The 15,122-nt window shown below is 57.4% G+C and carries 14 protein-coding genes; 5 read left to right on the plus strand and 9 right to left on the minus strand.

Going from position 1 to position 15,122, the window contains the following annotated elements:
• Positions 1-59 precede the first annotated feature (59 nt).
• Together EQG79_RS06390 and EQG79_RS06395 are read left to right on the plus strand one after the other, a co-directional pair.
• Entirely contained in the window at positions 60-1,583 is a 1,524-nt protein-coding gene (locus tag EQG79_RS06390) for a RagB/SusD family nutrient uptake outer membrane protein (protein WP_077923975.1), read from the plus strand.
• Positions 1,584-1,667: 84 nt separating this feature from the next.
• On the plus strand, positions 1,668-2,720 hold the full coding sequence (locus EQG79_RS06395; protein WP_129600729.1) for a glycoside hydrolase family 43 protein: 1,053 nt from the start codon (positions 1,668-1,670) through the stop codon (positions 2,718-2,720).
• Between the two features lie 139 nt (positions 2,721-2,859).
• Here EQG79_RS06395 and EQG79_RS06400 read toward each other — a convergent pair whose 3' ends face one another.
• From EQG79_RS06400 to bshA, 3 genes are all read right to left on the minus strand, one after another.
• A complete protein-coding gene (locus tag EQG79_RS06400; protein WP_077924125.1) occupies positions 2,860-3,507 on the minus strand; it encodes a sterol desaturase family protein in 648 nt (215 codons plus the stop codon).
• An 88-nt stretch (positions 3,508-3,595) separates the two neighbouring features.
• Positions 3,596-4,933, minus strand: coding sequence for an NAD(P)/FAD-dependent oxidoreductase (locus EQG79_RS06405; RefSeq protein WP_129600731.1), 1,338 nt, complete (start codon positions 4,931-4,933; stop codon positions 3,596-3,598).
• Positions 4,934-5,031: 98 nt separating this feature from the next.
• Positions 5,032-6,168, minus strand: coding sequence for an N-acetyl-alpha-D-glucosaminyl L-malate synthase BshA (gene bshA / locus EQG79_RS06410; RefSeq protein WP_077923972.1), 1,137 nt, complete (start codon positions 6,166-6,168; stop codon positions 5,032-5,034).
• A 229-nt stretch (positions 6,169-6,397) separates the two neighbouring features.
• Here bshA and EQG79_RS06415 point away from each other — a divergent pair, with 229 nt between their 5' ends.
• The 3 genes from EQG79_RS06415 (at position 6,398) to EQG79_RS06425 (ending at position 8,540) form a co-directional block, all read left to right on the plus strand.
• Positions 6,398-7,273 (plus strand): geranylgeranylglycerol-phosphate geranylgeranyltransferase, encoded by an 876-nt coding sequence (locus tag EQG79_RS06415; protein ID WP_129600733.1) that lies wholly within the window; start codon positions 6,398-6,400, stop codon positions 7,271-7,273.
• 92 nt (positions 7,274-7,365) lie between these two features.
• Complete coding sequence (locus EQG79_RS06420) at positions 7,366-8,067, plus strand: TapB family protein (RefSeq protein WP_129600735.1); 702 nt, start codon at positions 7,366-7,368, stop codon at positions 8,065-8,067.
• 92 nt (positions 8,068-8,159) lie between these two features.
• Positions 8,160-8,540, plus strand: coding sequence for a MerC domain-containing protein (locus EQG79_RS06425; protein ID WP_129600737.1), 381 nt, complete (start codon positions 8,160-8,162; stop codon positions 8,538-8,540).
• On the opposite strand, the gene EQG79_RS06430 is transcribed toward EQG79_RS06425, so the two are convergent.
• From EQG79_RS06430 to EQG79_RS06455, 6 genes are all read right to left on the minus strand, one after another.
• A complete protein-coding gene (locus EQG79_RS06430; protein ID WP_129600738.1) occupies positions 8,537-9,631 on the minus strand; it encodes a cytochrome-c peroxidase in 1,095 nt (364 codons plus the stop codon). The genes EQG79_RS06425 and EQG79_RS06430 overlap by 4 nt on opposite strands.
• Positions 9,632-9,635: 4 nt before the next feature.
• Complete coding sequence (locus EQG79_RS06435) at positions 9,636-10,460, minus strand: MbnP family protein (RefSeq protein WP_077923967.1); 825 nt, start codon at positions 10,458-10,460, stop codon at positions 9,636-9,638.
• A gap of 11 nt (positions 10,461-10,471) precedes the next feature.
• Positions 10,472-10,675, minus strand: a complete 204-nt coding sequence (locus tag EQG79_RS06440; protein ID WP_077923966.1) for a hypothetical protein — start codon at positions 10,673-10,675, stop codon at positions 10,472-10,474.
• A 113-nt stretch (positions 10,676-10,788) separates the two neighbouring features.
• Positions 10,789-11,241 carry a hypothetical protein gene (locus EQG79_RS06445; protein ID WP_129600740.1) on the minus strand — a complete coding sequence of 151 codons (453 nt, stop codon included), beginning with the start codon at positions 11,239-11,241 and terminating at the stop codon, positions 10,789-10,791.
• An 80-nt stretch (positions 11,242-11,321) separates the two neighbouring features.
• Positions 11,322-12,566, minus strand: coding sequence for a sialidase family protein (locus tag EQG79_RS06450; protein WP_129600742.1), 1,245 nt, complete (start codon positions 12,564-12,566; stop codon positions 11,322-11,324).
• An 85-nt stretch (positions 12,567-12,651) separates the two neighbouring features.
• Positions 12,652-15,021, minus strand: coding sequence for a TonB-dependent receptor (locus tag EQG79_RS06455; RefSeq protein WP_129600744.1), 2,370 nt, complete (start codon positions 15,019-15,021; stop codon positions 12,652-12,654).
• Positions 15,022-15,122 lie beyond the last annotated feature (101 nt).

A 15,122-nucleotide genomic window follows, 5' to 3' on the forward strand; every position in this document is an offset into this window, starting at 1 on the left:
GTCCTGCCAAACCCGGAACCGCTCTTTCGTTCATCCATTCTTTCGCTTTTTCTTCTACGATGAAACATAGATTCATTCTCCTCAGTCTGGCCGCCACCGTCGCCCTGACGGCCTGCGACCGGAGCCTGGACATCGTCAACCCGAACCAGGTAACGACCGAATCGTTCTGGAAAACGTCCGACGATGCGCTGGCGGGGGTCAACGCCGTCTACAGCACCACCCACCGGGGCGGTATCTCACGCTGGCTGCCCTTCTACTACATCATCCGGTCCGACGAAGGCCGTAGCCAGAGCCCGGCTACCGACATTGTCAATAACATGGATCAGTTTCTGGTGACGGACTATAACTACGGCAATGCCTACTCGATCTGGAACGACAACTACATTGGCATCAACCGCGCCAATCAGGTAATCAACAATGTTCCGACCATTCAGATGGACGCTGCGCTCCGGGACCGGTACCTGGGCGAAGCCAAGTTTATGCGGGCCCTGTTTTATTACCACCTCGTCACGCTCTGGGGTAACGTGCCCCTGGTTCTTCAACAGTCGGTGGTGGGTGATAAACCCAATTCAGCTACCAGCGCCGAGGTCTGGGCCCAGATCGAGAAAGACCTGACCGAAGCGGCAACGGTGCTTCCGACTACCTACGGTTCTACGGAGCTGGGGCGGGCCACACGGGGCGCAGCCTACGCCCTGCTGGCCAAAGCGCAGATGCAGCAACGGAAGTACACCGAAGCCCTGACGCCCCTGCAATGGCTGGCCGACGGCGAAGGCAAAAGCCTCTATGCACTCGTGCCCAACTACCGCGACAACTTCCTGATCTCGACCGAAAACAACCGTGAGTCGGTCTTTGAATGGCAGTTTGAGGAAAACCCGGCCGAGTTTACCGACGACGATACCGAAACGCCGAACCAGAACTACGGCACATCGATTGCCCAGTTCTTCGGGCCGAGCAGTATTGGCTGGTCAGATGGGGAAGCGCACCGCTGGCCTATCTACGAATTTACCGAGCGAACCACCGCCGGGGCTCGTGACCCGCGTCTCGAAGCGTCGTTCCTGTTCGACTCCACCGATGTGCGGGGGCCTAACTTCACTCAGATTTACGGCGAGACATTCACCCAGCGATACGGCACCGGCAACAAACGGGTCTGGTTCCGGAAGTTTCAGAACGACCACTGGAAAATTGAGGAAGGCTACCGCTCGCCCAACAACTGGCGCTACATTCGGTATGCCGATGTACTGCTGATGTATGCCGAAGCCCTCAACGCAACCGGCAAAACGAGCCAGGCTTATCCGTATGTCGATCAGGTACGTCGGCGGGCGGGGCTGCCCGCGCTGTCGGTAGCCAGGCCCGGCCTCAGTCAGGAGCAGTTTCTGGCTCAGCTCAAACACGAGCGGGTTACCGAACTCTCGGGCGAAGGCCACCGCTGGAACGACCTGGCCCGCTGGGGTGATCTCGGCCCCCAGCTCGCGCCCCGCGACCCGGCTTTTTCTACGTTTGTACGCGGAAAGAGTGAACTGCTCCCCATTCCGCAGCTGGATCGGGACCTGAATCCCAACCTACAGCAAAACCCGAACTACTGATCGTTCTGACAGAACTGACCCGATAAGCAGGTTTGTTATAAAGCCTGTTCATCCGGTCAGTTCTGTCAGCTTTTTACCTCAACGATGAAAAACCTCCTGTTTGTTGTCCTGTCGTTGCTACTGGCCTGCCAATCGGCCAAACAACCGGACCCCGTACCTACCCCGCCCGTAACCCCGGTCGATACCGTTGGCCGCTTCGCCAACCCGCTGCTGACAGCCGCGCCAGATCCCTGGGTGACGCAGAAAGACGGGTTCTATTATGTCATGCATACAACAGGAGCTAACCTTCGTATCTATAAGACATCGGCCATGAGCCGGCTCGGTCAGGCCCGGCCCGTTACCGTCTGGACTCCACCCGCTACGGGGCCTAACTCGCGTAATATCTGGGCACCCGAGCTGTTTAACGTCAATGGGGTCTGGTACATCTATTATGCCGCCGACGATGGTAACGACCGGAACCACCGCATGTTCGTTCTCGAAAATACGGCGGCCGACCCCACCACCGGCACCTGGACCGATCGCGGTCGGCTGAACCTGCCCGAGAACAAATGGGCTATCGACGGTACGCTGCTGCAACGAAACGGCCAGCTCTACTTTGCCTGGTCAGGTTGGGAAACGGATCTGGGCGGCTCCCAGCACCTGTACATCTGCCGGCTCACCAATCCGTATACCGCCGAGGCCGCCACCACCCGCGTTCGTCTGTCCTCGCCCGACTTTGCCTGGGAAAAAGAAGGCTTTGGTGTCAACGAAGGGCCCGAGTTTCTGACCCACGGCAACAAGGTATTTCTGGTATATTCGGCCAGCTTCTGCGGGACCGACCTCTACGCCCTGGGCCAGCTCTCGGCCGACAGCAGCGCCAACCTGCTCGATACCAGGTCGTGGACCAAATCAGCTACCCCGGTGTTTGGTCCCAATGCGGGTAATGGCACCTTCGGCGTAGGCCACAACGGCTTTTTTACGTCGCGCAATGGTCAGGAAAACTGGCTGGTTTATCACGCTAACGCGGCTCAGGGACAGGGCTGTGGTGATCTGCGTTCGATACGGATGCAGCCGTTCAGCTGGAAACCCGACGGTTCGCCCGACTTCGGCCCGCCCAAACCCCTGGCCGAACTACAGAAACGACCCGGTGGCGAATAGACCGGGCTGATTCTGCTTCGTAGTTATAAAAAATCCCCCTTGACTGCGTCGAGGGGGATTTTTTAATGTGTATTTATTGCTGACGCGGGTAGAGACGCAACCCTTTGCGTCTCTACCAAAGGCCGGGGCGATTGCGTCTCTACTTTTGGAATGATCCGAAGATGTAATCCCACATGGGGGTCGAAACGCCGTAGTTGCTCTCGGGGTTTTTGTAGTGGTGAACGCTGTGGTTTACCCAGAGTTGCTTGAAGAAATTCTTCGGGGGGGCGTAGGCATGCACAATGAAATGCACGGCCAGGTAGCCCGAGTAGCCAACCAGAAATCCGGGGAAGAACGCATAGGCCGCTTCGCCCATCATCAGGAAGAACAGGCCAAAGAAAGCACCTGCCACGACGATAGCCAGCGCGGGCGGCATGGCCAGACGGGTTTTGTCTTTCGGGTATTCGTGGTGAACGCCGTGGAATGTGTACTGGATTTTAGCCCGCTGGGGTGTGCTGGGCGCCAGGTGATATAAGTAACGGTGTAACACGTACTCGAACAGGGTGAATACAAACAGCCCCGTAAAAAAGAGGGCAGCAATCATCTGCGTACCCATGTCTGTATACGTAAAGGCATACCAGCCCAGGAATACAGACAGTACCAGCCACATCGAGATCGGGATCATGATATGCGTCCGCGAGAGCGCTTCCAGGATTGGGTTATCGAACAGTTTTTTCGTACCGCTGTTTTTGGGGCGCGTTCTGCCGTGACCGGCCATTGTTTGTAATGTATCGTTCGGCTTTTCCATAATAAGCTTCATTCGGTTGATGAGGCAAAAATACAACGAAATCCGGGTTTATAGACCTCATGTAGTAAACCCTCTTTACTATATCCAATTAGGTTTTGCTTACTTCCAACTGGTCGGACAGCTTTTCCTGCATGGCCGAGAAATCACCCTTCGGCATCTTCTGCCGGATGATCAGCCGTAACGAATTATTATACGTCAGGTAATTGAACATCCAGTTGATAAAGATAGCCAGTCGATTCTTAACGCCAACAATGGCCATTAAGTGCACAAACAACCAGGTTAACCACGCCAAAACGCCCTGAAATTTCAGGAAAGGCAGGTCAACCACGGCCAGTCCGCGGCCAATAGTAGCCATCGTTCCCAGATCGCGGTAGGTAAACTCCTCCGGCGCCTGGTTTTTCAGCCAGCGGGTCATGTTCTTAGCCAGCAGCCGCCCCTGCTGAATGGCGGGCTGCGCCACCTGCGGGTGACCGTTGGGCCACTTCTCTTCGCTCATCAGCGCTACATCACCAATGGCAAACACGTCTGTAAAGCCCTGAACCTGGTTGTAACGGTCAACGATGATCCGCCCCCCGCGACCGAGCACCTCGGGTGGCAGGCCCGCCAGCGGGCTGGCTTTGACCCCCGCAGCCCAGATCAGGTTGTTGGTGCGCAGGGTCGAGCCGTCGTTCATGGTAACGATACGGCCATCGAAATCCTTGACGCGGGTATTTAGCCGGACGTTTACACCCAGCTCCTGCAGATACGCCAGCGAGTGCTCCTGCGACTGTTTCGACATCGGCCCCAGTAGCTCCCCACCCGATTCGATCAGGTAGATGTCCATCTTCATGAAGTCGAGTTCCGGGTAGTCGCGGGGTAAAACCGTCCGGCGCATCTCGGCCAGCGTACCGCACAGCTCGACCCCCGTTGGCCCCCCGCCTACCACCACCACGTCCATGAACCCTTCGCGCTCATCTTCCGACTCGACACTGAGGGCATCCTCGAAGTTCTGAAGCATCCGGTTGCGGAGCGCAATGGCTTCGGCCACCGACTTCATGGGCAGCGCTTTCTCGATGATATTCTGCTGGTTGAAAAAGTTGGTATCTGCACCGGTGGCAATGACCAGCCAGTCGTAGGTGATTGGGCCCAGCTCGGTATCTACCGTTTTATCGGCCGGCCGGACGCCGGTCACGTTGGTAACCCGGATATGTACGTTTTTGCAGTTGCCAAACACCGCCCGCAGCGGAAACAGGATGGAGTTGGCCTCCAGGCCTGCTGTGGCCACCTGGTAATACAGCGGCTGAAACTCGTGGTAGTTCTGCCGATTGAGCAATACCACCTGAAAATCAGAGCGGTTGGCCAGCTTCCGGGCCAGCTTGAGCCCCCCAAAACCAGCGCCGACGATGACCACGCGTTTCCGATCCGTTTGCGGTATGTTTGGATTCATAGGATAGTTGGTTTATCAATAATGATCCGTAGCGCTCATTATTCCTGATTCCTTATTCATTATCTATTCTCAACGCGACATTGTTCAGCATCGGATGGTCATACGTTATCCATCACCTGCTGCAATACCCGTTCATAATGGGCCTCGTAGCGGGGCACGACCCTCGACAGCTCGAACTCGGTGGCGCGGGCCAGCGCATTTTCCTGAAAGGCAGGCAGGTTGGCGTCGTCGAGCACGAACAAAGCGTTGCGAACCATATCGCTGACATCGCCCACGTTGCTCAGGAAACCCGTTACGCCGTTTACGTTCAGCTCGGGCAGACCGCCCACATTAGACGAGATAACCGGCACCTGGCAGGCCATGGCTTCGAGGGCTGCCAGGCCAAAGCTTTCGTTTTCTGACGGCATCAGAAACAGATCGGCCACCGACAGTACCTCCTCTACGGCGTCCATCTTACCCAGAAAACGCACCTGGTCGTAAATGCCCAGATCGCGCACCAGTCGTTCGATACGCGCCCGTTCGGGGCCGTCGCCCACCAGCAGCAGCTTGGCAGGGACCTGTTGCTGCACATGGTAAAACACCATCACCGCATCGTCGATGCGCTTGACGCGCCGAAAGTTGGACGTATGTACAATCAGCTTTTCGCCGTTGGGGCAGATCGCTTTCTTGAAATGCTCTTTCTGCTGCCGCTTGAACCGCGACAGGTCGATGAAGTTCGGAATGACTTCGATGTCGCGGTGTACCTTGAAATGCTTATAGGTGTCCTGCCGAAGGTCTTCCGACACGGCCGTAACCCCGTCAGATTCGTTGATGCTGAAAGTAACTACGGGTTCATAGGAGGCATCTTTCCCGACGAGCGTGATGTCGGTTCCGTGTAGCGTCGTCACGACCGGCACCGACCGCCCCTGCGACCGCAGAATCATTTTAGCCATGTAGGCAGCCGACGCGTGCGGTATGGCATAATGCACATGGAGCAGATCGACATTTTCGTTCGTCACCACATTGACCATCTCGCTGGCCAGCGCCGACTCGTAGGGCGCGTACTGAAACAGCGGATAAGACGGGATGTTTACTTCGTGGTAGAAAACGTTTTCATTGAAGAAGTCGAGCCGGGGTGGCTGCTGGTAGGTAATAAAATGGATCTGGTGACCATTTTTGGCCAGTGCCTTACCAAGCTCGGTAGCCACCACACCACTGCCCCCAAAGGTTGGGTAGCACACTATGCCAATTTTCATGCGAATGGAGCCACGAAGGCCGGAAACAGTTTGTAGGTCAACAACAAAACAGGAGCAAAAGAATCCCGAAGCGGGCGGAAAGAACGAACGATGCGTATACCCTCGCTCGGACCCCCGGTTTTGGCCCCGCTTCGGCCGGCGCTTAGCCAGGCTACGATTGGCCCGGCAGCCTTACCCCTAGCCGCCCTGTTTTCCCTATTTTTCGCGTACTTTTAGGCGAAAATCGGTCATGGTCGTGCGTCAGCCTATTCCTTTCTCGGCCTTTGTGGGTGGCTTTCTGCGGCTGATCCGGGTGCAGAATCTGCTCATTGTCGTGCTGACCCAGTTCCTGGCCCGTATCGCTCTGGTGGGGCCGCGCGAGCAGTGGCTCCGGATCCTGGTCGACCCAACGATCTGGTTGCTCTCGTTCTCGACCGTCTGCATTGCGGCTGCGGGTTATATCATCAACGATTACTTCGACATCAAAATCGATCTGGTCAACAAACCCGATCGGGTCGTGATTGGCCGTTACCTGAAACGTCGGGTAGCGCTCGTCGCACACCAGAGCCTTAACGTCATTGGCTGTCTGATCGGGTTGTACCTGAGCCGCTGGGTCTTCGTGGTCGATGTGGTGAGCGTGTCGCTGCTGTGGTTTTACTCCGCCAACCTGAAGCGGCAGCCCGTAACCGGCAACGTCGTTATTTCGCTGCTGACGGCCCTGTCGCTGATTGTGCTGGCGGTCTATTATCGACAAAATGCCGATATGCTGCTCATTTACGCGCTCTTTTCGTTCGGCATTTCGCTCGTTCGTGAGATAATCAAAGACATGCAGGACATCCGGGGCGACGCCCGCTTCGGTTGCCGGACCCTGCCGATCGTCTGGGGCCTCCGCCGAACCAAATACCTGCTTTATGTCCTGATCGCATCGTTCATTACCACGCTGTTTCTGATTGCCGACTCGCTCAACAACTGGCACCTGGAGGTAATCTTCCTGATCCTGCTGGTTCCCATCACCTGGCTTACCTACCGGCTCGTCTACGCCGACAAACGCAGCGATTTCGGCTATCTCAGCACCCTCTGCAAGTTGATTATGCTGATGGGCGTGCTGAGTATGATCTGGGCCTGACGCCCATCAACAACCGTTTGCTCAAGGACTTAGCCGTCCAGTTGCCGCCATACGTACATTTGTCTTGTATTAACCTACTTGCTTCTGTTCGTATGAAACTACACGGATTTCTTTTAGTGCTGGCGGTCATGCTGTCGACCACTGTAAAGGCGCAGAACTGCCTGGGCGTTCCGCTGAAAACTGGCCAGGCGTTTGAGATGTCGATGTTCAACGCCAAAGACAAATCTACCGGCAAAGTAACCTATCAGGTAACCGACATGCGCCGGGAGGGCAGCCAGACGCTGGTCGATATGAGTGTTCAGATGACGGACGAAAAAGGTCGGCAGCAGGCTCCGTACACCGTTCGCTACACCTGCACGGGCACCGAACTCCTGGCCGATCTGTCGGGGCTGGCGCAGACCATGCAGAACGCCGGCATGAAAGACACCCAGATCAAGCTCAAAATGAATCAGCTCGTTTATCCCGGCAAGCTGACCGTTGGCCAGAAACTGTCCGATGGCCAGATGGAAGCGGATATGATCACGAATGGCAGTACCCTGATGGAAATGTCGCTGGTGATGAGCAACCGGCAGGTAGAAGCCCAGCAGCCCGTAACCACGCCCGCCGGTACCTTCGACGCCTATAAGATCAGCTCGGACCTTTCGCTCACGAACCGGGCCATGGGTATCCCGATCCGAAGCACAATGCGCGTAGTCAGCTACCGAACCACCGATCAGCTGCTGGACATCCGGTCCGAAACCTACAACAAAAGCGGCAAGCTGATGGCCTACACCCTACTGAGCCGAGTGAACTAAGGTCCTTTTTCTAATTTTTCGCAACTTTGTTGCAAGAAATCGGGTTGGATTGAAATACGGTTGCCGAACGCGTCGTATTTTTGCTCCTGCTTATGAAGACAGATCTGTTATCCAGCAAAGCCGACTACATCGGCATCACCGGCTCGGTGCTGTGTATCATCCACTGTTTAGTAACCCCTGTGCTTTTGATGACTACCGCCGTGTTTCAGGACGAGCAGCTTCGGGTTGGTTATCTAAGTCTGGATTACGTCTTTATCGGCGTTAACATCATGGCCGTTTTCTTTGCCACCCGCCATCATGTACAACCCACCACCAAACGGGCGCTGTGGGGCTTTTTGCTGCTGTTCGCAACGGGCATCATGCTCGAAGATGTCAATGAATTCTTTGAATACGTAGGCTACGCAGCCTCAGCGGGTCTGGTCATCAGCCACCTCATCAACATTCGTCAGCACCGGCTGAACCACGCTCACTAGTTGGGAGCGCTGAGCCGACGATCGGCTATGTAGTCCGTGTCGGTTAGCGTCCGCAGGAAGGCTACCAGCTGTTTTTTCTCCGTGTCGGTCAGGGGCACCCCCGGTTTGCCGTTTATCCGCAAGGCCGGGTCGAGTTCGGGCACATCCTGCATGTTGGTACTGTAGTGATTCATCACCTCTTCGAGTGTCCAGAACCGGCCGTCGTGCATGTATGGGCTGGTCCGCTCCACATTACGCAGGCTGGGCACCCGGAACCTAAACCGATCTTCGGGCCGGAGCGTAATCAGCGACCGGCCTTCATCGTTGTTATTGGCGCGGCTCAGTCCGTTGTTGCGGTACGACTGGTCGGTAAACAGCTCACCCGCGTGGCAGGTGCTGCATTTCTGTTTGAACAGCGTGAGCCCAGCCAGTTCGTCGGTCGATAGCTGCCCCCCGGCCTCGTTGCGGACGTATTTATCGTAGCGACTGTTGGCCGATACCATCGTGAGCATGAACTGCGACAACGACTTCAGAAACCGGTCGGTCGTGATGGAGTCGGTTCCGAAAGCCGCCAGGAACATGGGACGGTACCGGGGCGACTGCCGCACCGCGTTCAGCAGAGCCGGCATCGAATGGCCCATCTCGACCGGATTTTCGATCGGCGCGATGGGCAGCAGATCCAGATCCTGTACGCCCCCATCCCAGAAAAAAGATTTGTAGAACGCCATGTTCTGTAGCCCCAGGTTATTCCGGGTGCCTATTTTATCGTTAATGCCGTGGCTCAGGGCGTGGTCGGTATGGGCAAAAGCGGCCCCCTGCTGGTGGCAGAACGCGCAGCTGACCGTCCCGTTCACCGACAACATATCGTCATAGAACAGAGCCCGGCCCAGCGCTACGCCCTCCAGCGTCAGTGGATTTTTCGAGAACGCGTAGGTTGGCTCGGGGAAATTGGCCGGTTTTTTCCAGGGGTAGGGCGTGGTCTGGTACTCGATGGGTTTGGGGCCCGTCGGTTCCGGATCGGTGGTAGGGTCGGACCCGCCGGGCTGGCACGACACCACCGCCCCGAACAGGGCGACACTGATCCATACTCCAAAAAATTGCCAGCGCTGCATAGTCTTAGTTTAACGTAGCCGTTGTTTTACCCCGGTAAGCGAACATCTGTGCGTAGTTGTTCGCAATGCTGCTCGAAAAAGGCGATATCATCACTTCCGGGTTGGTCTTGATACTGAGCAGGGTTGGTCCGTCGAAGATTTTGAGCACATCGGCCTGCAGCAGCACCGTTGGTACCTTCTCCGCATCGACCTGCGCCACGTCGGTACCGAACAGGACCGGTATCGTTTTCAGGTTATTGATGGTGCGGGTATCGCGCCCGCCAAAGAACCCGATGTGGTACCGAAACGTATTGCTGCCCGTAGCATCGACGGGGGCGCTGGGCGAGGTGCCTTCCAGCTTCATGAAGATATAGCCCGAATTCCAGGACCAATACATCCCGTTCGCGCCGGTATGATCGCTGCCGGGGTCGAGCGCACCCGTTCGGCGGCTGATGTCCATCGTACTCCGCAGACTATCGACGCCCAGTACGAATGAAACCCCTTTGTAATCGCCGTAAGGCACATTTTTGAGGGTGATCCGCTGGCTGGCCGGATCGGTTTCCCGCACCAGAAAGTAGCTGCTGTCCTGCGGCACCACGTAGTCCTCACCGTTGGTGCGGATCAGCCGGATATTGCTGACGAAGTAATTGAAAGCCGTTGGCGTAAACGACTCACCCAGCGCATTGCGGTAGGTGCCGGTATTGAGCTGGAGGTTCTGATTCCCCGCCACGTTGTCCAGCTGAATCACGAACGTACCCGTAACCGCTTCGGGGTCGGGCGTATCGCAGGCCAGTAAACCGACCGTCAGGCCCAGGCCGGTGAGGAATACATACAGGAGTGAACGGTACATAGTGTCATCAATCAGTTAAATCGGTTCCGACCATATAGGGTGATGAGCGTTACAATACCCGCGCTGACCAGCAGCAGAAAGAGCCACACAACGGCATTGGTTACGCTGAATGGCTGCTGGAGAAATTCATTCACTAGCCCAGCCGCTGTTCCCAGACAGATACCGATCATGCTGACGTAGATAAACTGAACAATAGGCGGCAGTCGTCGGAACATCGGGTCGTGGGTTTATGGTAAAAGAGTAACGAACTGTTCCGGAAAATCGTTAGTCCGGTTCGGGCTTTTTTAGGGGTACCGGCGCGGTTGTGACCAAACAACCGCGCCGGTTGTTACGGTTGTTTGCCTAGAAAAGCGTTGGCGTCGGCCATACTCCGGCGCATCTGGTCGCGTACCTGGTTGACTTTGTTTTGCTGATCGCTCAGGTAGTCGAGCGCTTTGGTCTGATCGAGTTTGCCGAGCGTGTCGCCGTTGTACTGGTTCATCCAGGTCATCATCGCATCGTCGGCCTCGCCGAGCCGTCGGCTGATTTCGGTGCCCTGCCCGTTGGCAGCCGGCGCTGCGGCCTTAGCCGAAACTGCCTTTTTCAGCCGCATCAGGTCACTCATCTCGGCCATCAGGCTGTCATGAACGGCAAGGATTTCCTGTTCTTTTTTCGCCACCGGGCCGGCAGCAGCTGTTTCGGACGATTGGGCATGATCGGCATGGTCATCGCTTTTTTGGGCCTGCTGACAGGCGGCTGTGGTCAGCAAAGCACCAATCCAGATCAGGTGTATGAGTCGCATATGTGAAGGGGTTTGCCCGGTAGGTTCCGGGTCGGTTTATGGTTTATTACGTTTCTTCAGGCGGTACTGGTTCCAGTTCGTCAGTTCTGCTCCGCCGGTTTCATAACCAGACCCGTTTCGCCGGTCAGGCGCTGGAAGGCTATGGTCACATTGGCTCCTTCTTCTTTCCGTTCATAGGCCAGCAGCAACCCTTTTTTCAGCGGCAACACGACCGGATACGTAGCGAGTACGGATGCGGGCGTTATGAATGTCGTTGCTGCGTTGGCCCCTACCCGCATCGCGATCCGCTGATCATAGACTGGCATGGGTTCATCATCGGGCTGGTCGGGCTGGCGCACCGACTCGTCCCAGACCCATACCAGCTGGTCGTGCAGGGCGGTCACCTGCGGATGCCGGGCCCGGTTCGACAGCACCACTGCCACCGGAGCAGCCGCGCCGGGCTGGGCCAGCCGCAGACCAACGGCGTCTTCTTTCCCCGAAAACCAGCTCACCAGCAACGCGCTGCCTACCTCCGTTACCGACGGCCCCGCGTGTGGGCAGGCGTTGACCCGCCAGTTGTCGGCCAGTACCCGCTTGGGTGGGCCGAAACGACGCCCCCCGTCGGTCGAAACCACCTGGCTGATGTCCCGGATGCCAGTTTCACCGGCTTTGGCCGGCAGCAGATCCCGGTACGTCAGATGAATCCGCTGCTGACGATCGACAAAGATATTGGTCCGGCAGCACTGGCAGGCGTTTTCGTCGACAATCTGTTCGCGGCTGAACCCACCACCCGGCAGCGTTTGCCGAAACTTCACCGACCGACCCTCCCGGCCGGGCAGTTTATCATCGAGCCAGACCATACCGATTTCGCCGTTGGGCAGGCGGGTCAGATCCGCGAACGAATGACTTTTTCCGGGGGCGGTGTTGTCGTGAATGGCGTTCGGCTGCGTCCAGGTCCGGCCCTGATCCGTCGACATAACGTACAGCAGATCACCGGCAAAGCGCGACTCGCCGACCGGCCGGGGTACTTCAAACAAGGCCAGCAGCGTACCATCGGCTTTCTGAGCCAATTTGGGCATTCCTTCGGCATGAACCGCTACCGACGGCGGCACAGGAACCCGAATTTTTGGCCCGAACGTCTGCCCGTCATCGGTCGAGATGGCGAAGAAAAAAGCGGCCTTGTTGTCTGTTTCTTTCTCAACCCAGCTCAGCAGCGGGTTGCCGTGGCGGTCGGTGGTCAGGCGGGGCGTCGCTGCCGTGGCGCGGGGGTCCGACACAACGGTTTCCTGCACCGGGAGCGCTGGTGTAGCTGCCAGTAAAGCCAGCACAAATACGATATGTTTCATGGTATAATGTCTGAAAAGCCGAACAACGGTCTGCCCCGCGGGCAACCCAGCGGCATACGTCCCGCTGTTCGGCGCTGGTTTTCGTTTATTTTCCGGAGAAGGTGTACTGAAGCCCGACAACCAGGGTACGCGGGGCCGCTGGCGTGTAGGTAGTTCGGTCGGTCGGGTTGTTACCCCGGGTAGCGTTGGTGGCGTAGAGCGCGTTGGCCGCGTTCAGCCCGTTGACATACAGCTCGATGCCTTTCCACTCGTACCCCACCCGAACGTTGACCAGGTCGTAGCCATCGTACCGGACCGTGTTGATCTGGTTCTGGTACCAGCCCGACACATGCTGCCACTCGACCGACGTGCGGAAATTCTTCAGCCAGGCCGGATAATAGCTGACCTCGGTGTTCCAGAGCGTTCGGGGCGCCGATGGCATATCGTTACCGTCGACGTTCTGCACAACGTCAGAAACCCGCTGGCTGAGCGTAAACGCCACAAACCGATGGATGGCATGGGTACCCCCGAACCGAAACGACAGCTGCCGCGACGGTCGATAGGTCAGACCCAGTTCCACCCCCCGGTGCAGGGTCCGGCCGGCCGACTGGTAATCAAACGAGTTGTCGGGCTGGCGGATGTTGAGCAGTTCATTGGCCCCGTTCATCTGGTAGATCGCGCCGTCCAGATACAGGGTATGGTTCAGCAGCGACGCCCAGCCGCCCACTTCCATATTCTGAAACCGGGCCGGTTCGAGGTTATAATAAAACAGCTCGCCCGAGGGCGTTGGGGTGGTTCGCCGGAGAAAGATCGCTGTCAGCGCCGGGGGCGAAAAGCCGCTGGCATAGTTGGCGTAGACACCCAGGCTGGCGGGTCCGCCGGCTTTGCTGAGATCGTACGTCAGCCCGATTTTAGGCGTTGCCTGGCGGTAGTCTTTCTGGCCCGTGCTCTGACTGAGGCTGTTGGTATAATCGAACGCCATCCGGTCGAACCGCAGCCCGGCCGAAAGCCGCAGCCTGGGCAGCGGCTCCAGATCGTACTGCACATAGGCCGCCGTATTGTGGATGTCAGCCTGATAATCGGCCAGTCGAAGGTCCGGTCGTTCGCGCAGCTGCGTATACCGTAATACAGATCGTTTGTCGGGCCGTAGTTCGGCAGCCAGTTCCGTCTGGTAGGCGTAATACGTATTCGGCGACCAATCGAGCGTGGCCCCGACCATCAGCTTACTGCTCAGGAAGCGAAACCGCTGGGTATGCTGCGCAATGACGCCAAAACTCCTGAAATCGTTGCTGTTGACCTGCCCCGTGGCCGTCGGCGAACCGACCGTCCAGCGGATGGAGTAGGCCGGGTTCTGCCCCAGGCGGTTGTCGCGCACAAAGGCGGTAATGAACGACTGGGCCGATGACGTAGCGCTCCTGGTTTTCCAGTCGTGCTCAAGCGTTAGCCGACTGCGCAGGGAAGAGGTTTTGCGGTACGTAAAATCGGTCGTGCTGACGTACTGCCGCGCAAAAAAAGCCGCGCTGTCGACGCTTCCGCTGGTCTGCGAATCGTAGTTATTGTACGAAACGGTGCCGGTCAGGCGCGTCTGGGACGTAAACGCATACTCGAGCCGCGCAAAATACGACGACTTATCGTAGTCGGAGCTGGCCAGCCACGCGTTGCGCTGCCGCGAAACCAGCCCACCGACATACACACCGAATTTACCCTGCCGACCACCAGCCCCTACCTGCAGCCGCTGGTAGCCCCACTGGTCGAGGTGAACACCGGCGCGGACGGTAGGTACGGCCGTGGGGCGCTGGGTAATAAAGTTAACCGCTCCACCCACGGCTTCGGGCCCGTAGATCGACGAAACCGGTCCTTTAACGATCTCCAGCGAACTGACCGTGAACTGGTTCATCTCCAGCAGCGCATTGTGGTTAAACACGCCCATCGGCCGAATCGGCACGCCATCTTCCAGGTACAGGAAATAAGCGTTGGTCGTCATAGGCTGCCGGATCGCCATCATGTGCTGCTCGTTGTTGAGGTTCACCATCAGCACCCCCGGCGTCTTGTTGATGACCTCGTGAATGCTGGTCGGCTTTGTCTCGCTGATCAGCCGCGACGACAGTTTCGAAATGGCGATGGGTGCTTCGGTCCGCAGCTGGGCCTCCCGGCTAGCCGTTACGACTACCGTTTGCAGGTTTTGCTCGGCGGGTACCAGCGCCACCCGCACCGCCCCCGCTCCGACCGATATGGTCTGGTCGGCATAGCCCACGCTGCTCAGCCGCAGCTGACTGGCCCCCGCCGGTATACTGAACTCACCCCGTTCGTCGGTCGTCAGGCCGGTTTTTGTACCGGGGATCAGTACGGTAGCCCCGATGATTGGTTCGTTGGTTTGGGCATCGAACACACGCCCCTTTCTCAGGTCCTGTGCTGCAACGGCGTAGACACACGCCAGCCACAGACCACAAGTCCTGAGGACTGTATGGATATTCATGAAAAGTGTTTAAGTCAAGAAGTGAGCAGGACGTTCCGATTCCGGCTATAAACCGGTCTGCGTCAGCTTGCTGGGCAGGCAGCACCTGACCGTTATGCCGA

It is taken from the genome of Spirosoma sordidisoli (assembly GCF_004138325.1).
In the GTDB taxonomy this organism is placed as follows: Bacteria; Bacteroidota; Bacteroidia; order Cytophagales; family Spirosomataceae; genus Spirosoma; species Spirosoma sordidisoli.

Bases quoted from the DNA above. Each gene is read 5' to 3' on its own strand.
- bshA (WP_077923972.1), bottom strand. From the start codon at position 6,168: ATGAAAATTGGCATAGTGTGCTACCCAACCTTTGGGGGCAGTGGTGTG.
- EQG79_RS06445 (WP_129600740.1), bottom strand. From the start codon at position 11,241: ATGCGACTCATACACCTGATCTGGATTGGTGCTTTGCTGACCACAGCC.
- EQG79_RS06425 (WP_129600737.1), top strand. From the start codon at position 8,160: ATGAAGACAGATCTGTTATCCAGCAAAGCCGACTACATCGGCATCACC.
- EQG79_RS06450 (WP_129600742.1), bottom strand. From the start codon at position 12,566: ATGAAACATATCGTATTTGTGCTGGCTTTACTGGCAGCTACACCAGCG.
- EQG79_RS06400 (WP_077924125.1), bottom strand. From the start codon at position 3,507: ATGGAAAAGCCGAACGATACATTACAAACAATGGCCGGTCACGGCAGA.
- EQG79_RS06455 (WP_129600744.1), bottom strand. From the start codon at position 15,021: ATGAATATCCATACAGTCCTCAGGACTTGTGGTCTGTGGCTGGCGTGT.
- EQG79_RS06435 (WP_077923967.1), bottom strand. From the start codon at position 10,460: ATGTACCGTTCACTCCTGTATGTATTCCTCACCGGCCTGGGCCTGACG.
- EQG79_RS06430 (WP_129600738.1), bottom strand. From the start codon at position 9,631: ATGCAGCGCTGGCAATTTTTTGGAGTATGGATCAGTGTCGCCCTGTTC.
- EQG79_RS06440 (WP_077923966.1), bottom strand. From the start codon at position 10,675: ATGTTCCGACGACTGCCGCCTATTGTTCAGTTTATCTACGTCAGCATG.
- EQG79_RS06390 (WP_077923975.1), top strand. From the start codon at position 60: ATGAAACATAGATTCATTCTCCTCAGTCTGGCCGCCACCGTCGCCCTG.
- EQG79_RS06405 (WP_129600731.1), bottom strand. From the start codon at position 4,933: ATGAATCCAAACATACCGCAAACGGATCGGAAACGCGTGGTCATCGTC.
- EQG79_RS06395 (WP_129600729.1), top strand. From the start codon at position 1,668: ATGAAAAACCTCCTGTTTGTTGTCCTGTCGTTGCTACTGGCCTGCCAA.
- EQG79_RS06415 (WP_129600733.1), top strand. From the start codon at position 6,398: ATGGTCGTGCGTCAGCCTATTCCTTTCTCGGCCTTTGTGGGTGGCTTT.
- EQG79_RS06420 (WP_129600735.1), top strand. From the start codon at position 7,366: ATGAAACTACACGGATTTCTTTTAGTGCTGGCGGTCATGCTGTCGACC.